Here is a 21,905-nt window from a genome sequence, read left to right as displayed (position 1 = left end):
GAAGGTCTCCCATGGGCGCAGGTCTCGGTGGCGGTGCGGTGGGGTCGTTGGTGTTTCGCCAGACGGGTCGGGCGGTCGTCGCCGGCGCTCTCCTGGGATGTGGGGTCGGCCTCGGCGCATACAACCACTGGGCGGTGGCCTTGGCAGTGGGTGTTCCCCTGTCCATCGCGGCAGTCGTCGCAGCGCCGCGACCACGACGCATCGACGGTCTGGTCGCGGGCGGTCACTCCACACTGAACGTCCCGGTCGCTGTCGAGGCGCTGACCCGGTCGAGCCTGGACGCCTCGAACATCCAGCCGACGCTGGTCACGGCGACCATCTCGCCGCCAAACGACACCGATTACCGAGCGCGTTGGCTCTCGGCGATGCCCAAGGGCATGGCCGCGAATCTGTTGCACAACGCCGACAATCGTCTGCCGGAGGCTTTCATCCCGCCGCGTCCGAGCACGGTTCTGCTGGATCGAGGTGACGAACATCCGGCCGAGGACATCGAGTTCGGCGATCATCCCGCCAAACGAACAGTGTTCCTTCCGGTGATCACCATCGCGGTCGCCGCCGCCCTGTTCTTCGGGGTCAGCACTGGTTGGCATGTCTCGGTTTCGTTGCCCGACAAAGGATTCAGCTCATCGATGAGCGATGAGTCGCTCGGGGCTCCGCAGGAACGGATTAATGCGATGCTGGCCCAGGTCGAGGCCCTGGGTCCGGCGGCGTCGAGCAACATCTTGACGCTGGATCTGGGCACCAGCGGCAGCGATCGGATCCAGGTCTACGACCCGGCCACCGGCGAGAGCATCGGCATGAGTTACTCGCCGAGCAGCGACAAATGGTACGGCCCGGACCGATCGAGCACTACGCAGCGATCACCGCGCACATTCCGGGCAGCCGATCTCTCCGGGATGCAGTTCACGACGATCGTCGAGCGGATGGCCGCGGCGTTGCCCGAACAATCCCGCGAGTTCCAGTCGATGACGATCTCGCGTTCCGGTGACAATCTCCCGGTTCTGGCCACCGCGACGTTTGGCGAGGACTTCCGGATCGAGGCCCAAATCCAGGCCGATACCGAAGGGAACATCGCAACCTGGTTCGACCCGGCCGACTTCGCGGCCGCGATGACCCAGGCACAACTGGCGATGACCAAAGCCGGTCTACCAACCGATGTCCCGATCATCGACCGTTTCGAGATCCGCGGAACGGTGACCGGCACACCCAACATCGGGGCAGGCACGATCCAGAACTCGGGTGGTGTACTGATCGACTTCACCGCCCCGGACCGCACCGGTTCGGCGAGTATCGTCCCGGGGTTCTTCGTGGCAATGAGGTCATCGGAGAACACCTCCGGTCAACTCAGGGAAGGTTCCGTCACGTTCGACAGCCTGCCTGCCGACACGTTCGATGCAGTCCGGGACGACCACATGCGGCGCAACCAGGTCGAGGCCGTCGACCGTGCCGCCGTCGACATCCAGACCTCACATCAGTACGTGCTGCAGGACTACCGGACAATCATCTCGGTGAGGGTCGGACAGGACGACGAGGTGGCCTACTACAGTCTTGACGGACAGTTCATCCCCGAAGACTGAGATGGCCAGCGGCGGAGCGCTACTGGGCTTCGAGTGCCCGCCGCCTGCCCGCCTCGATCTCGTCGAACGCCTGCTGCTGCGGATGCACACTGCCCCGGTCTGCCAGGTCGGTGACGATCCGGTGGATACGGTCGAGATAGTCGGCCTGCTCGCTGCCCTCAGATGTTCGGGCGTTCTCCAACAACGACAGCGCAGTAGAGAGTTCCTGCTGATCACCCGCATCCAACAGATCGGATCCGATTGCGCGACCGTAATTCTCGCATTCGGCCCACGCCTTACCTGCCTCGGTCACCGCTTGCTGGTACTCGTCGGCACGATCAAGACTCATCGGAAATTCGTCGCTCCGTAGGTCCTGCGCCCGGGCCAGCGCGGTGTGGAAATTGGCCACCGATTCGACCGAGACGTCGGTGACGGCCGGATACCGCAGCACCAGTTCGGGTTCGAGTTCGTATTGGGCGTAATCGACCAGAATCGCATCGTGTTGGCGGCAGGCAGCCTGCCACAGTCGTTGCGCCGCTTCCTTGCTGCCGGCGTTGGCAATTCGGGGAACCGGTCGACCTGCCTCGGGGTCGGCCGGACGATAGTCGGGCTGTGCGGCCGCAGGCTTCACAAGGCGGCCGGAAACGCGGCCGTCACCGCCGATCCCGATCAACACCTTCCGTTTGGCAGGCTGGCGCGCACGCAACCGGGCGAGCACCTCGGCCGCCGCCGGATCCGATTCGATGACGGCAACCTGCCACTCCTGATCCGGGTTGCTCGCAAACCGGAGCTGCAGATAGCGGCACCCCTGGACGCGGAACTGATCGGTGCGGCTCGACCGCGACATCGACGTGTCGGCGGACAACTCGGCACTTTGCTTGACCGACAGCAGATCGTCCAGCGGAAACGAGTTGATCGCCACACCTGCGTTACCGAGGTGCACCATCGCATCGTCGACCGTCACGCTGACGGCGGGCAGGTCGATCACTCTGCCGATCGCCGCAATGAGCAGCCCCAGGCCGAGCGTCGCGATGACCGCGGCACCGGTGATCGCCGGATCGACGTCGGCGATGGTCAGTACAACCAACTCGATCATCGCGATGATCGCCAACGCACTCGCAATGGTGGCAAGCCGGTTGTGCACCGGTCGCCGGTATTCGGTCCGACAGGTGACCGATACCGGACCTGAGCTGCTGGCCACGTGACGTCCTCCCCCGGGGTCCGATGCACACGACGGGCAACGGTTGATCGGACTTTACCCTCTCAGGCCAGTGCATTCCGGACGATCGGGGCGACCTTGGTGCCATACAGTCCGATGCTGCGCATCTTGGCCTCGTGCGACAGTGTCCCGTTGCTGTATTTGAGGTCGAACCTCGTGACACCCATCGCGTTCACATTGCGAATGATCTTGGCCGCCACCGTCTCAGGTGAGCCCACGTACACCGACCCCTCTGGCCCTGCCGACTGCTCGAACTGGTCACGGGTGGGCGGCGGCCAGCCTCGTTCGGCGCCGATTCGGGCCATCTGATCGCGATAGTGCGGCCACAGTTCGTCTCGTGCGCCCTCGTCGGTGTCGGCGAGGTGACCCGGCGAATGCATCGCCACCGGAAGCAATGGCTTGTCGAATTCCTTCAATGCCCGATGGTAGAGATCGACAAATGGTTTGAATCGGAGTGGTTCGCCGCCAATGATCGCCAGCACCAATGGAATTCCGTACCGAGCGGCTCGGACGACCGACTCCGGCGACCCACCGACACCGATCCACGTTCGTACGCTGCCTGCTGCGGTCTTGGGATACACCTGTTGGCCGGTCAGCGGCGCGCGTGTCTCACCGGACCAGACGATCGGACCCTCGTCGCGCAAGGCCGCAAAGAGGTCGAGCTTCTCGGAGAACAGTTCTTCGTACTGACTCAGGTCCAACCCGAACAGTGGAAACGATTCGGTGAACGAACCCCGGCCCAGAATAACTTCGGCGCGGCCTCCAGAGATCGCGTCGAGAGTGGCAAATCGCTGGTAGACCCGGATCGGGTCGTCCGAACTGAGAACGGTGACCGCGGTTCCCAGCGCAATGCGGGATGTGTGTGCGGCAATCGCGGCGAGCACCACCTCTGGAGCCGACACCGCAAAATCCGCGCGGTGATGCTCCCCTACTCCGAAGAAGTCCAGACCCAACTGGTCGGCGAGAACCCCTTCGGCAACCACCTCGCGGATCACCTGGTCGTACGGCACGAGTTCACCGTCGGGGCCTGCGGTCCGGTCACCGAACGTGTCCAGTCCCAACTCGATGGGAAAACCCTGTTCCGACCTGCTCATCCCGCTCACCCTTCTCCTGGCACATGCTTACATCGCGACAACCTCCGAACCTCGGAGAATGCACCTGATGGTGCTTAAACTACTCGGGTGAGCGTGCGCCGGTATTCGCTGTTCGGAGGCCTGTCGGCCACCATGGACGGCGGCGGCGTGGCCATCGGTACCCGGAAGCAACGAGCTCTTCTTGCGCAGTTGATTCTCGCCGACGGACATGCGGTCACAAGCGATCGACTCATCGACGGAATCTGGGGCGATGCCGCACCTGATCGCGCCGAAGCCTCCCTCCAGGCCTACATCTCAGGCCTGCGCAGAATCCTCGAACCCGATCGTGCGCCGCGCGCCCAGCCGAGCGTCCTGGTCACCAGGGGCTCCGGATACGTATTGATCACTGCCGATGACGATGTCGACCTGCACCGATTCAACCGCGACATCGCACTGGCCAGGGATCTGCACTCTCGCCATGAATTCGATTCGGCGGCAGGTGCATTGCGGTCGGCCCTCGACGTGTACGCACCGCTGCTCCCCGAGTTCGAAGGCCTCTCGTTTCGCGACGGGGCCGCCGAACACGTCGCTCGACTCCACGGTGTCGCACTCGAACTGTCGTTTGAGATCCGCCTCGAACTCGGCGAGACCCAGCTCTTGGCAACCGACGTCGAACAGGCACTGGGGGCTCAGCCCCTCAACGAAGGACTCTGGGCCCTGCTCGCCATATCCCGATACCGGATGGGTCGGCAGTCCGATGCTCTTGCGGCGCTTGCCGATGCCAGACGGATCCTGTCCGAGCAGATCGGTGTCGACCCGGGGCCCACACTGCGCGAACTCGAAAAAGACATCCTCGCCCACGCCCCGCATCTCAACCCACGTACCCGACTCGTGAGGACCGCGGCGGCAGGCGCGGTATCTGGGGATCAGCCGACGGCTGCGGACTCCCAGGACACCCCGCCGAGGCCGGACACCGCACTGCCGCTCATCGGCAGACTCGATGAGCGCGCGCGTATCGACAACGCGATCGTCGCCGTGTCCGGCGGCGCCGGCTCGGTGATCATCGTGGAAGGCGAGGCCGGTGCAGGCAAGACCACGTTGATCGCCGCATGCGCCCAGCACACGCATCGCCCCGGCAGCCCGTTGACCCTGTGGGGACATTGCCTGGAGGGCGGCGCGGCACCGGCGATGTGGCCCTGGGTCAAGATCCTGAACGATCTCGTGCCGCACCTGACAGATGCTGAACGGAACATGTTGTCCGGCAACGAACTCGGCGAATTGGTCGACGGCCGGGACACGCTGTCACCGCAGCTCGAAATACCCGATGCGACAGCCAGATTCAGACTCCACACGCAGGTGGCGGCTCTGCTCGCGCAACTGTCCGGGCGTACCGCACTCATCGTCGTGCTCGACGACATCCAATGGGCCGACAGCGCATCACTCGAACTCGTCACCCACGTGGCCAAGGCGCAGCTCTCGCAGTTGGTGGTGATCTGCGCGATTCGTACCGGCGACGGGGTCCGTCGCGAAACCGTGCGCAACACACTGGCCGAGCTCAGTCGTCTCCCGTCGCAGCTCCGTATTGCCGTCGGCCCGCTCGACAGCAACGCCATCGGCGAACTGATCCACCGTGAAACCGGCAGCCGTCCGGTCCCCGAGGTTGTCGAATCGGTGAGACGGCGCACCAAAGGCAACGCCTTCTTCGCCCGCGAACTCGCACGCACCCTTTCCGACGACGGCGAACTCTCGCCGATCGCCGCGGCACCCGGCGGCGTGCCTGCCGGCGTACGAGACGTGGTCCGGGGCCGGTTGGACCACATGCCCGCTGCGACGATGGAACTGCTGGAGGTCGCGGCGCTCATCGGTAAACGGGTCGACCTCGAACTGCTTGCCGGTGCCGCGTCCATGCCCATCGAAACCGTGCTGGACACTCTCGAACCGGCCGAGGAACACTCGGTGATCGAAACCGGCCCCAACGATCCGTACACCGTCTTCTTCGCCCACGATCTGGTGCGCGAGGCGATCGTCGAGAGCATTCCACCACTGCGGGCCCGGCGTCTGCACATGAAGATCGCAGGCCACCTCACCGAATCCGGCGGCACCCGACTCGGAGAGCTTGCCCATCATCTGTGGTCGGCAGGCCCGCTCTCGGAACGCCAGGTCACCGCGCGCGCCCTGTTGGCCGCAGCACATGAGTCGCTGATGCGGTTCTCGTACGAATCCGCCGAATGGCAGTTGGGGGCGTGCAGTTCACTCGCTCGCGCTGATGGTGACCAGCGGCTCGAACTCGAAGCGGTCGGCCTCCTGGTCTCGGTCATCGGTGCCCGGGACGGTTATCTCGCCGCCGCCACCGAATATCTCGATCGTGGTGAAGAACTCGCGGCGTCCATCGGCGATCTGCGCAACGTCGCCGACTTCAGATACTCCCGGTGGGCATCCTATTCACAGTCACTGGCTCTCGATCGTGCGCATGAGCTCGCGACCGAGATGTACCACGCTGCAATGGAATCCGACGACCCCGCGATCGGGATCATCGGATATCAGGCGTGGGGCGTGAACGAGTGGGACCGGGGCAAGATCGGGAGTTCGTACAGATCTCTGGCCCACGCCCAGGAGATCCGCAAACAGTTGGACCAGACCGCGATGCACGGGCTACAGCATGACTGGGATCTGCTCGGTTATGCGTTTTTCGCCTGGATGACCACGATGCACATCGGTGTCGCCGCCGGACGGGAGAGCTTCCGACGTTTGATCGACCAGACACCGGACGCATACGGCCGCAATGCCGCAGGCAGTTTTGCGATGCTGGCCGGTGCGTTGGCCGCCGATCCGCAGTGGACGGCCGATACCGGTCGCGCCTGGATGGCTTCGGTGGCGGACGGGCCATTCGACTTCCTGCGTGCGTTCAGCGAGTCGATGTACTGGTGGGCCGAAGTCATACTCGGCAACCGTGAGCAGGGCCTGCAACGCCTGCGCGATCTGCGCCCCGCCGTCGAGGCCGGCCCGAACACAGGTGGTTCCGCCTACTACGACCTTTACGCCGAGGCCGCGCTGGCCGCGGATCGCCTCGACGAGGTCGCCGAATTGCTCACGGCCGCCGAGCAGCACCTGCAGACTTTCGGCCAGCGGTATGCCGAACCGCATCTACACCTCACCAACGCCCGGTATCGATTGGCGATCGGGGATCTGGAATCCGCGCGCTCGGCATACGAGAAAGCTCGCCATCTCGCTCGCAATCAGGAATCGACCACGCTGCTGCAACGTATCGAGAGTTTCGGCCCGAAGTTCGTTCCGTGAGCCAGTAGGCTTCATCAATGGGAAAGACAGGATCCGGGAGCAAGAGCAGCGGCAAGAAGAAGAGCACCAAGCCGAAGAAGATCCCCAACGACATCTACGAGGCCGAACTCTTCCGTCTGCAAACGGAGTTCGTCAAACTGCAGGAGTGGGCCAAGGAGACCGGAGCCCGTGTGGTTGTCGTCTTCGAAGGCCGCGATGCCGCAGGCAAGGGCGGCACGATCAAGCGGATCACCGAATACCTCTCCCCTCGCGTGGTCCGGGTCGCCGCACTGCCCGCACCCACCGACCGGGAACGAGGTCAGTGGTACTACCAGCGTTATATCGCGCATCTTCCGGCGCCCGGTGAGATCACCCTCTTCGACCGCTCGTGGTACAACCGGGCCGGCGTGGAGAAGGTCATGGGATTCTGCACGCCACAAGAACATTCGCTGTTCCTGCGCCAGACGCCGATATTCGAGCAGATGCTCCTTGATGACGGGATCATCCTGCGCAAGTACTGGTTCTCGGTGTCGGACGCCGAGCAACTGCGACGCTTCCGGTCACGCCTCGATGATCCGGTGCGCCAATGGAAACTGAGTCCCATGGACCTCGAGTCGGTCTATCGCTGGGAAGACTATTCCCGCGCGAAGGACGAGATGATGGTGCACACCGACACCCCCAACAGCCCCTGGTACGTCGTCGAGTCCGACATCAAGAAACACGCCCGGATCAACATGATGTCGCACCTGCTGTCAACGATCGAGTACCACGAAGTCGTGAAGCCGAAAGTCGAACTGCCAGAACATCCCATCGACACCGGCACCTACCAACGACCCTCCCGGGAGATCAGCACCTACGTCCCGAACCATGTGGCCGAACTGATCGGTGACAAAGAGGACTGACGGGCCAGCCGAGGACCTCTACAGATGCACACGGTCCAGTCATAAGCACACGGTGCAACGTGTGCTTATGACTGGACCGTGTGCTTCTGTGGTCAACCGCGGTTGCGGGCTTCCCACACACGCATCGCCCCGAGATATCTGCCGGTGATAAAACTCTGGCCGTACCTGCCCAACGGGCCGGCGAGCCGGGCAGGCAGGGTCTGTGGACGCGAGAATGCCGTCACCGCAAAGACCACAGAGTTGTTGTCCCGCAATTCAACACAGAAGAGTTCTTCCCCCGATTCGGGGTGACCGACGAGTGTGCCGTAGGCAAATCCGCGGCGGTCGGGTTCATCGATGACGTACACAACCCTGACCGGGGCTTTGAGCCTCAGCGGTCCGACCCCGACCGCAACCCGGGCGACGGTACCTGCCTCGATGGCCTCCGCCGACGCGAAGACCCGTATGCCGGCACCGAGTTGTACCTGCCAGGTTTCGATCGCATCGGCGATTTCGGTGAAACACTGCCGACCAGATCCGACGACCACTTCCCGGTGCATGTGGTGATAGCCGCCTGGGAGCGCAGACCGGGTCGCGCCGATTTCCGGATAGCTGTACGCCATGCCACGCAACCGCGTGGCGATGTGCGACTTCAGCGGCCTGGCGCTGCGACCGGTCATCTCATGAGGTTACCGACGCCGACATAATCGGTGGACGGTACCTACGACAGAAGCCTACGGTTGCCCGGGCCGTCGACCGATGGCCGACAACGCAATCAAGGAACCATCATGAACACCTGCTACCCCGTTCCGCTTTCCGGCGCAGTCGCCTCGACCCTTCTGTGGGTTGACGAGGCGTCTGTCGAGGTGCAGGCCCGCGAGCAGCTACGCCGGGTGTCGGCTCTCCCGTGGGTCCACGGTGTTCGGGTGATGCCCGATGTCCATGTCGGCAAGGGCGCGACGGTGGGTTCGGTGATCGCGATGCGCGACGCGGTCTGTCCGGCTGCGGTCGGCGTCGACATCGGTTGCGGAATGGCAGCTGTGCGAACAGATCTGGTCGCATCCGATCTTCCCGACGACCTTTCCGGACTGCGTTCGGCCATCGAGGCAGAGGTCCCCGTGGGATTCCGCGCCCACAAGCGGCCGGTGAACCTACGGGGGATGGATGTCGGTGGCGGCTGGGGTGATTTCTGGTCCCGGTTCGGTGACCTCGATCGGAGTGTCCAGAACCTGGATACCCGCGCCCACACGCAGCTCGGGACACTCGGTGGCGGTAACCATTTCATCGAGGTCTGTGTTTCCGAGGGTGATTCGTCGGTCTGGATCATGCTCCATTCCGGATCCCGGAACATCGGGAAATCGCTCGCGGACCAGCACATGCAGGTTGCCGCGGGTCTACCGCACAACGCCGATCTCCCCGACCGCGATCTTGCCGTGTTCCTCACCGGAACCCCGGAGATGGATGCGTACCGTCGCGATCTGACCTGGGCCCAGGAGTACGCGGCGAGAAATCGTCGGGTGATGCTCCAACTGGTGTGTTCGGCTGTACGGGAGTCATTTCCGACGCGGCCGGTGCAGTTTTCCGAACCGATCTCCTGTCACCACAACTACGTGGCGACCGAGGTGATCGACGGGATCGAACTGTTGGTGACCAGGAAGGGTGCGATCCGGGCCGGGTCGGGCGAGCTGGGATTGATCCCCGGATCGATGGGGACGGGCTCCTACGTCGTGCGGGGTCTCGGGTCGCAGGCGTCCTTCTACTCCGCGTCACATGGGGCGGGGCGGAAGATGAGCCGGACCAAGGCCCGAAAGATGTTCACCGCGCAAGATCTGGTCGCACAAACCGAGGGCGTCGAGTCCCGCAAGGATGCCGGCGTCGTCGACGAGATACCGGCCGCCTACAAGGACATCGATTCGGTGATCGCCGCGCAGACGGACCTGGTCGAAGTGGTGGCACACCTCAAGCAGGTGGTCTGCGTCAAGGGCTGAGCGGGCGACCGCCACCCGCACATACGTTGTGGGGCACTCCAAATCGGGTGCCCCACAGCGTCATCGCCTGTCTAGACGGCAGCGACATCGATCGTCTGGGTCAACCGGAAGCTGTTGCCCGAGGGATCGCGGAAGCCGGCGTCGATCCCGTACGGGCGCTGTTCGGGCAGATCGGTGAACTCGACACCGCGCGCCGACAAACGCTCGTATTCCGCCCGACAATCTTCCGTGGTCAGGAATACGGCGGTGGCCAAGCCTTTGGAGACCAGTTCCAAGATCTCGATCCTGGCCGATTCGGTCAGCATCGGCGGACCAGGGACATCCATCAACACGATGCTGACGTCGTCCTGCCCCGGCGGGGACACCGTCAGCCACCGGAATCCGTCCATCTCGGGCAACGACACGTCTGCCTGGACCTCCATCCCGAGCTTGTCGGTATAGAACTTCAAGGCCTCATCCTGGTCGTGAACCCACACCTGCGCGCTGGCAATTTTCAACATCGTGACCTCCCGTGACTGGTTGTTCGAATCGGTGGTTCGAACGTAACCCCGCACAACCGTCCCGGTCTTCTCCCCTTGTGCTCTATCCGATGCGACTATCCGGGGATGGCCGGCCGAAGGTGCGCACCACACACGTCGGAACCATGATCCGCCGCGCTGCGGGTGGACGACTGGCGCGATACTGCGCGGGCGTCTCACCAAATGTCCTCTTGAAACTCGTGGTGAACGAACCAACACTGCGAAGACCAACTGCCACACAGACATCGGCTACCGAATAGTCGGTGTTGCGCAACAGTGCCGCAGCCCGTTCGAGCCGGCGGGTCTGCAGATATGTGTGCGGCGACTGCCCGAAAGTCTTGGCGAATGACCGGGTGAAGTGGGCGCGCGACAACCGCGCCGCGGCCGCCATCTCCTCGACGGTCAGTGCCGTCGAATACTCCGCGTCGATCAGATCCCGGGCCCGCAACAGATGCCGGGTTGTCGAAACACTCGCCACGGCCACCACTATGGCGGATTTTCGGCACGGCGGCCACGGATACCGAACACCGTGAACACCGCCGCGAGTGCGGCAACGATCACCAGCAACGTGAGGCCGACGGTGTAGCTGTGATCGGCCTCGTTGTATGTGGCTCCCATGACCAGCGGCGGGAAGAAGCCGCCGAGCCCGCCTGCGGCACCGACGATGCCGGTGACCGCGCCGACCCTTTTCGCGGGCGCTTCCTTGGCCACCCAACTGAACACCGAGCCCGAGCCCAGACCCATGCACACCGCCATCAGAACGAAGTTGATACCGGCCGGGATCTCGACCGGCGGCTTGGTGATCATCCAGATTGCCAAGCCCGCCGCTCCGATGGTGGCGATCACCGTGATCAGACGCGCACCGAAACGATCGGACAATATGCCGCCTGCGGGCCGCGCGATCACTGCCGCGAGCGCGAATCCGGCGGTTCTGGTACCGGCGCCCTCCAGGTCGAACTCGTAGACCTCGTTGAGGTAGGTGGGCAGGTAGGTCGAGAACGCGACGAAGCCACCGAACGTCGCGGCATAGAGAAAGCTCATCTCCCAGGTGATCGGCAGTTTTGCGGCACCGATGAGTTTGGGGACCACGGCGTCGTGGTTTGACGACCACCGAGGGGAATCGCGCATGAACATCCAGCAGACCGCCGCCATCACCACGAGCGCGGCGACGATGATCAGATGTGTTGTCACATAACCGAACCAGTCGACGAACCGGGGCGTGAAGAACGCGGAAAAGGCGGTGCCGCCCATTCCCATACCGAAGATGCCGGTGGCAAAACCCCTGCGGGACTTGTCATACCAGGCGTTGACGAAGGGGATGCCCACCGCGAACGTGGTTCCGGCGACACCGAGGAAGAATCCCGCGACGATCAAGGTCGCGTAGCTGTCGAAATGCCCACCGATTGCCAACAACACCACAAACGGGACCGACGAGAGCAGCAGCACTGTGAACATCGACCGGCCCCCGAACCGATCGGTGAGTGCACCCGTCAGGATGCGTCCCAGCGAACCCACCAGAATCGGAATCGCCACCAGTACCGACTTCTGTGTCGACGACAAATCCAGGTCATCGGCGTACCGAACTCCGAGCGGGCCGATCAGGTTCCACGCCCAGAAGCTGATCCCGAATGCAACCGTCGCCAGGACGAGGTTGCGGGTCTGTGCACCACGGTCGATCGACGGTTCCGTCGACGTACTCATCGGTCGCGGTCCTTCGTCCCGACCGGAGCCCAGGCCCGCCCGTATGAATGGCTGCCGGAGGCCGACGTCTTGTCACGGCTGCGATAGACGATGTAGGGCCGGAACAGGTAGTGCACGGGAGCGGTCAGCATGTGTACCAGTCGGGTGAACGGCACCATCGCGAACAACAACATCCCGACCAGGACGTGGATGTGAAAACGCAGCGGCGCCTTGTTCATCGCATCGATGTCCGGTTGCAGCAGGAAGATCGAGCGGAACCAGGGAGAGACCGTCTCCCGGTAGTTGACACCTTTCTGGTCTGGAAGGGCGCCGAGCAGGGTGCAATACAAGCCGAGCAGCAGCGCCGACGTCAGGACGAGGTACATCACCTTGTCGTTGCGGGTCGTCGCCATGAACACCGGGCCGGTGTGCCGCCTGCGGTAGATGAGGATCACCAGTCCGGCCAAGGTGCAGATACCGGCGATGAGGCCGAAGAACGCGGAGTTCAGGTGGTAGAGGTCTTCGGAGATTCCCAGCGAGTCGGTGAAGGATTCCGGGATGAGCAGACCGATCGCATGTCCGATGATCACCACCAGGATGCCGAAGTGGAAGAGCGGCGAACCAATGCGCAGCAGCCGCGATTCGTAGAGCTCTGACGATCGTGTTGTCCAGCCGAACTTGTCGTACCGGTAACGCCAGACGGTGCCGCCGATCAGGAGCAGCAGAACCAGATACGGGATCGCGCCCCACAGCAGGATGTCCACCGCCCTCACCTCGTCCCGGCGATGGGCAGCAGCCGCGGATCGAACGGCTCGAGGCCGACGGTCTCCACCGGTATCGGAGGACGCATCGCCAGGGCCGCCGCTCTGTCGGCGGGTGACGCACCTGGCAGGGTTGCGCACACCGACTCGAGCACGTCGGCGTACGGCGTGCCGCGGTCGAGCAACCCGAACCGGATCAATTCGATCGCGACCCGATATCTGGTGAGCACCCCGAGACCGACCACTGGATCGGCGCGCGCACAGAACTCGAGCACGATGGGTAGGTGGTCGGGCAATTCGCCGCCCAGATCCACGAGGAATCCGCTGTCTCGATAGAGCTGTTTGAACTCGCCGAGCGCCGCGCCACGTCGGCGGGTGTCGCCGTCGGTCCAATACGAGAGGTACAGCGTACGTTTGCTCGACAGGTCGAAGACCTCGGCGTACTCGCGGCCCAGCGCGACCTCATCAGTTGCCACGAGATGGTCGACGAAGCGTCGCAGCGGCCCGGTGGTGGCCTGGCACTCGATCTCATTCAGTGCCGCCCTGACCAACCCGATCTTCGAGAACAATGCGGCATCGGGGTAGGACAGACACAGCGATGCCACCTGGTGGACCACCCGATGGTCGGCGCGGCGATCCCCCGGCCACCTCATGGCGCCTTTGTCCGATCGGGGAACAGGCCTGCGGGAGTGCCGTTTCCGTCCCAGTTCAACAGGTTCACGCGATCCGCCATGCTGCTCGCACCGGCTGCGGTGTCGCTGGTCTGACGCTGCTTGAGCGCGTGGAACGTCTCCACCGACACCGGCACCGCGCGACCACTGGCTTCACCGAACGCGGACGATTCGAACATCCCCGGGCCGCCGTCGTGGTCCAGCGAGCATGCCGTCTCCTCCAGCTTCTCGGCCTGTTCGAGGTGCGCCGTCGGAATCACGTAGCGGTCTTCGTATTTGGCGATGGCCATGAGGCGATACATCTCGTAGACCTCCTCTTCGGACATTCCCACCGATGCCGGGATGCCGGCATCGGGTTCACGTCCAAGGGTGATATCCCGCATGTAAGCGCGCATCGCGGCGAGGCGTTTGAGTACCGAGTCGATGAGGTCGGTGTCACCGGCGGTGAACAATTCGGCGAGGTACTCCACCGGAATTCGCAGTGCGTCGATGGCACCGAACAGGGTGCCCCGGTTCTCGGCGTCGTGCCCCTGCTCGGCCAACAGGTCGACGATCGGTGACAGTGGCGGTACGTACCAGACCATCGGCATGGTGCGGTATTCCGGATGCAGTGGCAGTGCCACCCGAAACTTCTTGGCCAGCGCGTAGATCGGAGAACGGCGCGCGGCGTCGAGCCAGTCGTCCGGGATGCCGTCGGCGCGCGCGGCCGCCGCGACCGCGGGATCGTGGGGGTCGAGGAGCAGATCGAGTTGGGCCTCGTAGAGATCTTGATCGTCGGGTGTGGACGCAGCCTCTGTCACCGCATCGGCGTCGTAGAGAAAGATCCCGAGATATCGCAACCGACCGACACACGTCTCCGAGCACACCGTCGGCTGACCGACCTCGATCCGCGGGTAGCACAATGTGCACTTCTCGGCTTTGCCCGACTTGTGATTGAAATAGATCTTCTTGTACGGACACCCCGTGATGCACTGCCGCCATCCCCGGCATCGGTCCTGGTCGACGAGCACGATCCCGTCTTCACTGCGCTTGTAGATGGCGCCGGACGGACAGGACGCCATGCACGACGGGTTCAGACAGTGCTCGCAGATCCTGGGCAGGTAGAACATGAAGGTCTGTTCGAAACTGAACTTGACCGCATCCTCGCAGTCCCGTCGAAGTTTGGCCACGATCGGGTCCTGATCGCCGTATTCTGTTGCGCCGCCGAGGTTGTCATCCCAGTTGGCCGACCACTTGATGTTGGTGTTCTCACCGGTCAGCAACGATTTGGGTCGGGCAACCGGGAAGTCGTCGCCGAGCGGCGCGTCGATCAGGGTCTGGTAGTCGTAGGTCCAGGGCTCGTAGTAGTCGGCGATGGTCGGCTGGACCGGACTGGCGAACAGCGTGAACAGTTTCTGCAGTCGACCGCCGGTGCGCAATCGCAGTTTGCCCCTGGAGTTCAGATGCCAACCACCCCGCCATTTCTCCTGGTCTTCGTAACGGCGCGGATACCCCTGTCCCGGACGGGTTTCCACATTGTTGAACCACACATATTCGGTGCCGGCACGGTTTGTCCAAGCCTGCTTGCACGTCACCGAACACGTATGGCACCCGATGCACTTGTCGAGATTCATGACCATGCCCACCTGGGCCATCACACGCATCAGTACTTCACCTCCTGACTGCGTTTGCGAATGGTTGCCACCATGTCGCGTTGATTGCCTGCCGGCCCCAGATAGTTGAAGGCGTAGGACAATTGGGCGTATCCGCCGATCAGATGTGTGGGTTTGACCAGCAGCCGGGTTGCCGAGTTGTGCATGCCGCCGCGCCTCCCGGTGGCCTCCGATTTCGGCACGTCGATCGTGCGGTCCTGTGCGTGGTGGACAAAGGCCACCCCCACCGGCATCCGGTGGCTGACGATCGCACGGCACACCATCACCCCGTTGGCGTTGACGCATTCGATCCAGTCGTTGTCGGCCACCTCGATGGCTGCCGCGTCCTGCGGGCTGATCCATGCGGTCGGACCGCCACGGGACAACGACAGCATGAGCAGGTTGTCCTGGTACTCGGAATGGATCGACCACTTCGAGTGGGGTGTCAGGTATCGGACGGTGATCTGCTGGGCACCGTCCGGTCCCAGCCGAGGTTCGCCGAACAACCGGTGCATGTCCAGCGGGGGCCGGTAGATCGGCAACGACTCACCGATGTCGATCATCCAGTCGTGGTCGAGGTAGAAGTGCATGCGGCCGGTGAGTGTGTGAAATGGCTTGAGCCGTTCGATGTTCTGCGTGAACGGGGCGTAGCGCCTGCCACCGGTCTCCGATCCGGACCACTCCGGGGACGTCAGTACCGCGACCGGTCCCTTCTGGGTGTCGGCAAAGGTGATGCGCCTCTCCTCCGACCCGAGGGCAAGATCGTCGAGCCGCCTGCCCACCCGTCGTTGCAGCTTCCGGAATCCGTCGACGGCCACGGAACCGTTTGTGGTGCCGGAAAAGGTCAGGATCGCGTCGGCAAGTTTGACGTCGGTGTCGATGGCCGGACGCCCTGCTGCGGCCCCGCCCGCCATGACGCCGTGAGAGATGGCTAGCCGGTTGCTCTGCTCCGCGAGGTCGTAGGTGATGTTCTTGACGGTGAATCCCAGGCGCTCGACCAAGGGGCCCACCGTGGCCAATTTGTCGGCGATCGCGGTGTAGTCGCGTTCGACGACGGTGAACGTGGGCATGTTTCGTCCGGGCACCCCCCGGATGCCGGCCTCCTGCCAGTCATCCACCCGTCCGTGGGGCGCGGCGATCTCCCCCGGTGTGTCGTGTTGCATCGGCACGCTGACCAGATCTCGCCGCACCCCCAGGTGAGTCTTGGCCAGATCCGAAAACCTCTGGGCGAGAAGGTGGAACAGATCGAAGTCTGATTTGGCCTCCCACGGCGGATCGATGGCAGGCGAGAAGGCGTGCACAAACGGGTGCATGTCGGTCGCGGACAGGTCGTGTTTCTCGTACCAGGTGGCGGCCGGTAACACCACGTCCGAGAGCAGGGTCGTCGACGTCATCCGAAAGTCTGCGGACAGAAGCAGATCAAGCTTGCCTTCAGGCGCTTGGCTGTGCCACAACACATCCCGGGGCCGAGGTGTCGCGGGGTCTTCGGCGCCCATCACGTTGTGATGGGTGCCAAGCAGGTGCCGCAGGAAGTACTCATTGCCTTTCGCCGACGATCCCATCAGGTTCGACCGCCACAGCACGAGCGTCCGGGGCCAGTTCTGCGGAGCATCGATATCGGTGATCGCTGACGTCAGCTCGCCGTTGGAGAGTCGGCGGGCCACATGATCGGCGACACTCTTGTCCACGCCGTCCTCGACCGCGGCGTCGGCTTCGTCTGCGATGTCGAGGGGACTGCGATCGAACTGCGGATAGAACGGCATCCAGCCCAGACGTGCCGACTGCGCGATCGCGTCCGCGGTGTGTTCGTGTGTGAGCGTGCCCCGGGACAACGGTGACGCCAGCGACGTCGTCGAGTACCCGTCGTTGCGCCATTGATCGGTGTGCATGTACCAGTAGGACGTTCCGGCCATCGTGCGCGGCGGCCGCGACCAGTCGAGCGCGTTGGCCAAGGAGATCCAACCGGTGAGGGGTCGGCACTTCTCCTGGCCAACGTAGTGGGCCCAGCCACCCCCGTTTCGACCCATACATCCGGTGAGGATCAACATCGAGAGGATCGCGCGGTAGGTTGCGTCGCCGTGGAACCACTGGCAAATACCCGCTCCCATGATGATCATCGACCGACCGCCGGACTCGACCGAGTTGGTGGCGAACTCACGGGCCACCCGGATGGCCGCCTCCGCGGGCACGCCGGTGATCTCGGCCTGCCACGCGGGCGTGTACGGAGTACTGACATCGTCGTATCCGCTCGCCCACTGCCCCGGCAGACCGCCCCGGCCCACTCCGTATTGGGCGAGCATCAGGTCGAAGACCGTGGTGACAAGATGTCCGTTCACCCGGATCGCCGGAACACCGCGCCGCAGGACCGAGCCCGAGCCGTCGGGGGCATCGAACGCCGGCATCATGATCTCGACGTTGTCGCTGTCGGCACGACCATGCAAACTCAACGCGGGATCGACTGTTCCGAGATCGAGGTTCCACCGCCCCTCGCCGGCCTGCCCGTGGCGAAATCCGATGGACCCGTTGGGAACCACCGGCTCACCCGTGGCCTCGTCCAGGACCACCGTCTTCCAGACGCTGTTCTCGACGAGATCGCCGTGCGAACCGCCCAATTCGTCTGCGGTCAAGAACTTTCCGGGCACGAACCCACCGTCGTGTTCGTCGATATGGATCAAGAAAGGTAGGTCGCTGTAAGTCCGGACATAGTCGATGAAGAAGGGCACCGAACGCCGGACGAAGAACTCGGTGAGAATGACGTGCCCCATCGCCATCGCCAGCGCGCCGTCGGTCCCGGCCTGTGCGGGCAGCCATTCGTCGGCGAACTTGGAGTTGTCGGCGTAGTCGGGACTGACCGTGACCACTTTTGTGCCGCGATAGCGGACCTCGGCCATCCAGTGGGCGTCGGGGGTGCGGGTCACGGGCACGTTGGAGCCCCACATCATCAGATATGTGGCGTCCCACCAGTCGCCCGACTCCGGGACGTCGGTCTGATCCCCGAAGACCTGCGGACTGGCCACCGGCAGGTCGGCGTACCAGTCGTAGAACGACGTCATCACACCGCCGATCAGCTGGACGAATCGGGTCCCGACACAGTGCGAAACGATCGACATCGCCGGAATCGGTGAGAATCCGGCACAGCGATCCGGTCCGTAGGTCTTGATGGTGTGGACGTGCGCTGCGGCAGCGATCTCGATGGCCTCGTCCCAGGACACCCGAACCAGGCCCCCCTTGCCCCGCGCACGCTGATATGACCTGCGGCGTAACGGGTCGCCGACGACGTCGGCCCAGGCGAGCACCGGGTCGCCCAGGCGGGACTTGGCTTCCCTGAACATTTCGACGAGTACACCGCGGGCATACGGATGACGAACTCGCGTAGGCGAATACGTGTACCACGAGAACGCGGCACCGCGGGGACAACCGCGTGGCTCATACTCCGGACTGTCCGGTCCCACCGACGGATAGTCGGTCTCCTGTGTCTCCCAGCTGATGATGCTGTCTTTGACGTAGACCTTCCACGAGCACGAGCCGGTGCAGTTGACGCCGTGGGTGGAACGGACGATTTTGTCGTGACTCCACCGGTCGCGATAGAAGACGTCGCCGGCACGTCCACCCTCCCGAAAAACCGCACGCGCATCGTCGGTCTCGTCCCACCGCGTGAAGAACTTGCCGAAGTCGAGGAGGGCTTGGGCAGCCGCACCCTGAACGTCAGAAGACCGGGCCATGGAAACATGGTACGAAAGTTCATGGTCCGCAAGAGTGTTTATGGAAGAGAAGAAAAAGTTCGAATCGAACTACCCGATACTGTCCGATTCGAACCCGCCGCTACCGGCCCAACAGTGACAAACGCCCCAAGAGTGACAAACGCCCCAAGAGTGACAAACGCTCAGCCGACGGCCCGCTCGCTCTCACTCCAGTACTCCTTGCGCAACGCCTTCTTATCCGGTTTCCCCAGTGCGGTCAGCGGCAGTGACTGCGCGACGATAACGCGTTTCGGCGATTGCACCGCACCCTTCCGGTCTTTCACCGCATCCTGGATCTCCGAGATCATCGCCGTGATCGAGACGTCGTCGGTCAACGCATCGCTGCGCAGCACCACGATCGCGGTCACGGCCTCACCCCACTTCTCGTCGGGAACGCCGATCACACCGACCTGAGCAACCGAAGGATGCTCGGCCACAACGTCTTCGACTTCCCTGGGGAAGACGTTGAAGCCGCCGGTGACGATCATGTCCTTGGTGCGATCGACGATGAACCAGAATCCGTCCTCGTCCTCGCGGGCCACATCGCCGGTTCGAAGCCAGCCATCCCGGAACGCTTCGGCGGTCGCCTCCGGAAGTCCCCAGTAGCCGCCCGCGAGGAGTGGACCGGCAACACAGATCTCACCTGGCTCCCCCACCGGAACCGGTTTGCCGTCGTCACCGAGCAGAGCGGTACGCAGGAATGCCGAGGGCCGGCCACAGCTCGACAGTCGCTTCTCGTCGTGGGCGTCCTTGGGCAGATAGCTGATCACCATCGGCGCCTCGGATTGGCCGTAGTACTGGGCAAAGATGGGCCCGAACCGCTCGATGGCCTCGGCCAGCCGCACCGGGTTGATCGCCGAGGCGCCGTAGTACACCGTCTGCAACGACGACAGATCACGCGTGCGCGAATCCGGATGGTCCAGCAGGGCATACAGCATCGACGGAACCAGCATGGTGGCCGTGATCTTCTGCTCCTCGATCGTCCGCAGCACCTCTGCCGGATCGAACTTGGCCAGCACCACCATCGAGCCACCCTTCATCAGGGTGGGCACAAAGAAGGCCGCACCCGCATGCGACAACGGTGTGCACATCAGAAAGCGTGGATGTTCGGGCCATTCCCATTCGGCCAGCTGGATCTGGGTCATCGTCGCCATGGCCGACGCAGTCCCGATGACGCCCTTCGGTTTTCCGGTGGTACCACCGGTATAGGTGATCGAGACGATGTGGTCCGGTGCCAGATCCGCGGCGACCAGCGGTCGTGGATCGAATCGCCGGGCCTCGGCGGTCACGTCTCGTGCGACGTCGGCGAGTTCGGCCGGCACCGGCCCGAGCGTCAAGACCTGCTTGAGGCTGTCGACCCGCTGCAACAACGCCACCGCCCGTTCGACGAACATCGGCACCGGGTCGATGACCAAAGTCGCGATCTGCGCGTCGCCGAGAACGTACGCGTGATCATCGAGCGAGCCCAGCGGGTGCAGCGCGGTCCGGCGCCATCCCTGTGTCTGACCGGCGCCGATGACGAACAGCACCTCCGGCCGGTTCAGTGCGAGCAGTCCGACCGCGGTACCGGAACCGGCACCGAGCGACTCGAAGGCCTGCGCGTAAGTACTGACTTGCGCAGCCATCTCACCGCCGGTCAGCGTGGTGTCCCCCAGGAACAGAACCGGATCGTTGTGATGTCGCTTGAGTGCAGCCACCATCAGGTGGCCGAGGTGGGTGCCGCCGCGTAGGTGATCGAATTCGGTGGTCGCGTCCGCAGAATCAGTCATGCTGAACACACTAGAACGTGTTCTAGATTTGTGGAAGCATTCCGGTTGCGTGCCCGGCGAGTCCACCCGGCATGATTTGTCCCATGAGCACGGATACCGAACGCACGTCACCCACCCTGACCGTTTCCGCCGTCTGCTTCCACAACGGCGCTTCACAGGTGCTGACCGTCAGGAAGTCCGGTACCACCGCTTTCATGCTGCCCGGCGGCAAGCTCGAGGCCGGCGAAAGCCCGATCGAGGCAGCGGTACGCGAAGTGCTCGAAGAGATCGGCATCGAGATCGCGCCGCAGGACCTGACCGAGCTCGGGACCTTCACCGCCGCGGCAGCCAACGAAGCCGACACCCTGGTGTGCGGCCACATCTTCTGCGCCGAGCTGACCGGTGAACCGCAGCCTGCCGGAGAGATCGCGGAATTACGCTGGTATGACCGCACGGACACATCACCGCAGCTCGCGCCCCTGCTACGCGATCACATCTTCCCCGCACTCATCGCCGACAAACCATCCCCGGAGAAAAATTGACCTCCGTGACCTCGGCGCGGACAGTGAAGGGATGCGGTTTCGGCATACCGAGCGCGACGATCTTGTTCTGATCCAAAAGTGGCTGGGCAATCCCCATGTCGCCCGTTTCTGGAATCACGACACCTCTGATGAAGCGGTCGAACGCGATTTCGGCGGGAGCATCGACGGGACCGAACCGTGCGAAGACTTCATCGTTCTCTACGAAGATCTCCCCATCGGACTGATCCAGCGGTACTTTTTTGCCGACTATCCAGATGATCTCGCCGAACTGGAAACCCTGCTCAGGGTGCCCGAGTTCGCCATGTCGATCGACTACTTCATCGGAGAAGCCGAGATGACCGGACGCGGCTACGGAACGCTGATGATCCGCCGAATGGTGGAGATCTGCTGGGTTGATCGACCCAAGACCACGGCAATCATCGTCCCGGTGGCCGTCACCAATCCCGCGTCGTGGCGAGCTCTGCTGTCGGCGGGCTTCACCCAGGTCGCCACCGGTTACCTCAAACCGGACAATCCGATCGACGACGGACAGCACCACGCCTTCCGCATCGACCGGCCGTCCGGTCGCTGACCACAAACCGGACAGGTTGGGGCCGGACGCAACCAATCCGTAACACCCGG

Annotated in this window: 17 protein-coding genes; 6 read left to right on the top strand and 11 right to left on the bottom strand. The window is 63.6% G+C overall.

What is annotated here, in order from left to right; translation table 11 throughout:
- Window positions 1-11: 11 nt before the first annotated feature.
- A complete protein-coding gene (locus AC1D75_RS15420) occupies window positions 12-1,577 on the top strand; it encodes a hypothetical protein (RefSeq protein WP_495516207.1) in 1,566 nt (521 codons plus the stop codon).
- 19 nt (window positions 1,578-1,596) lie between these two features.
- On the opposite strand, the gene AC1D75_RS15415 is transcribed toward AC1D75_RS15420, so the two are convergent.
- A complete protein-coding gene (locus tag AC1D75_RS15415) occupies window positions 1,597-2,757 on the bottom strand; it encodes a hypothetical protein (protein WP_495516206.1) in 1,161 nt (386 codons plus the stop codon).
- 62 nt (window positions 2,758-2,819) lie between these two features.
- Window positions 2,820-3,869 (bottom strand): LLM class flavin-dependent oxidoreductase, encoded by a 1,050-nt coding sequence (locus tag AC1D75_RS15410; protein WP_495516205.1) that lies wholly within the window; start codon window positions 3,867-3,869, stop codon window positions 2,820-2,822.
- An 87-nt stretch (window positions 3,870-3,956) separates the two neighbouring features.
- Between AC1D75_RS15410 and AC1D75_RS15405 the strand changes: the two genes are divergently transcribed.
- The gene (locus AC1D75_RS15405) at window positions 3,957-7,145 is read left to right on the top strand and encodes an ATP-binding protein (RefSeq protein ID WP_495516204.1); all 3,189 of its coding nucleotides are present in this window, start codon (window positions 3,957-3,959) and stop codon (window positions 7,143-7,145) included.
- A gap of 17 nt (window positions 7,146-7,162) precedes the next feature.
- Window positions 7,163-8,026: a polyphosphate kinase 2 gene (gene ppk2, locus AC1D75_RS15400; RefSeq protein WP_495516203.1), complete on the top strand. Its 864-nt coding sequence runs from the start codon at window positions 7,163-7,165 to the stop codon at window positions 8,024-8,026.
- 92 nt (window positions 8,027-8,118) lie between these two features.
- On the opposite strand, the gene AC1D75_RS15395 is transcribed toward ppk2, so the two are convergent.
- The gene (locus tag AC1D75_RS15395; RefSeq protein WP_495516202.1) at window positions 8,119-8,685 is read right to left on the bottom strand and encodes a DUF1990 domain-containing protein; all 567 of its coding nucleotides are present in this window, start codon (window positions 8,683-8,685) and stop codon (window positions 8,119-8,121) included.
- Between the two features lie 108 nt (window positions 8,686-8,793).
- On the opposite strand from AC1D75_RS15395, the gene AC1D75_RS15390 reads away from it, so the two are divergent.
- Window positions 8,794-9,993, top strand: a complete 1,200-nt coding sequence (locus AC1D75_RS15390; RefSeq protein WP_495516201.1) for an RtcB family protein — start codon at window positions 8,794-8,796, stop codon at window positions 9,991-9,993.
- A gap of 71 nt (window positions 9,994-10,064) precedes the next feature.
- On the opposite strand, the gene AC1D75_RS15385 is transcribed toward AC1D75_RS15390, so the two are convergent.
- The 8 genes from AC1D75_RS15385 to fadD8 all read right to left on the bottom strand — a co-directional run bounded on the left by AC1D75_RS15385 (window position 10,065) and on the right by fadD8 (window position 20,763).
- Window positions 10,065-10,493, bottom strand: coding sequence for a VOC family protein (locus AC1D75_RS15385; RefSeq protein ID WP_495516200.1), 429 nt, complete (start codon window positions 10,491-10,493; stop codon window positions 10,065-10,067).
- Between the two features lie 82 nt (window positions 10,494-10,575).
- Complete coding sequence (locus AC1D75_RS15380; RefSeq protein WP_495516199.1) at window positions 10,576-10,989, bottom strand: helix-turn-helix transcriptional regulator; 414 nt, start codon at window positions 10,987-10,989, stop codon at window positions 10,576-10,578.
- An 8-nt stretch (window positions 10,990-10,997) separates the two neighbouring features.
- Window positions 10,998-12,212 carry a nitrate/nitrite transporter gene (locus AC1D75_RS15375; protein WP_495516198.1) on the bottom strand — a complete coding sequence of 405 codons (1,215 nt, stop codon included), beginning with the start codon at window positions 12,210-12,212 and terminating at the stop codon, window positions 10,998-11,000.
- A complete protein-coding gene (narI, locus tag AC1D75_RS15370; RefSeq protein ID WP_495516197.1) occupies window positions 12,209-12,955 on the bottom strand; it encodes a respiratory nitrate reductase subunit gamma in 747 nt (248 codons plus the stop codon). The genes AC1D75_RS15375 and narI overlap by 4 nt, the downstream gene beginning before the upstream one ends.
- Window positions 12,956-12,960: 5 nt before the next feature.
- Window positions 12,961-13,605, bottom strand: a complete 645-nt coding sequence (gene narJ, locus AC1D75_RS15365; RefSeq protein ID WP_495516196.1) for a nitrate reductase molybdenum cofactor assembly chaperone — start codon at window positions 13,603-13,605, stop codon at window positions 12,961-12,963.
- Window positions 13,602-15,266, bottom strand: a complete 1,665-nt coding sequence (gene narH, locus AC1D75_RS15360; RefSeq protein ID WP_495516195.1) for a nitrate reductase subunit beta — start codon at window positions 15,264-15,266, stop codon at window positions 13,602-13,604. The genes narJ and narH overlap by 4 nt, the downstream gene beginning before the upstream one ends.
- Entirely contained in the window at window positions 15,266-18,976 is a 3,711-nt protein-coding gene (locus tag AC1D75_RS15355; protein WP_495516194.1) for a nitrate reductase subunit alpha, read from the bottom strand. The genes narH and AC1D75_RS15355 overlap by 1 nt, the downstream gene beginning before the upstream one ends.
- A 161-nt stretch (window positions 18,977-19,137) precedes the next feature.
- Window positions 19,138-20,763 carry a fatty-acid--CoA ligase FadD8 gene (gene fadD8 / locus AC1D75_RS15350; RefSeq protein ID WP_495516193.1) on the bottom strand — a complete coding sequence of 542 codons (1,626 nt, stop codon included), beginning with the start codon at window positions 20,761-20,763 and terminating at the stop codon, window positions 19,138-19,140.
- An 83-nt stretch (window positions 20,764-20,846) separates the two neighbouring features.
- On the opposite strand from fadD8, the gene AC1D75_RS15345 reads away from it, so the two are divergent.
- Window positions 20,847-21,284, top strand: coding sequence for an NUDIX hydrolase (locus tag AC1D75_RS15345; RefSeq protein ID WP_495516192.1), 438 nt, complete (start codon window positions 20,847-20,849; stop codon window positions 21,282-21,284).
- A 31-nt stretch (window positions 21,285-21,315) separates the two neighbouring features.
- Entirely contained in the window at window positions 21,316-21,855 is a 540-nt protein-coding gene (locus AC1D75_RS15340; protein WP_495516191.1) for a GNAT family N-acetyltransferase, read from the top strand.
- Window positions 21,856-21,905 lie beyond the last annotated feature (50 nt).

It is taken from the genome of Williamsia sp. Y712 (genome assembly GCF_059445525.1).
The sequence above is the reverse complement of the archived record's forward strand: the minus strand, read 5'-3'. Positions and strand labels throughout refer to the sequence as shown.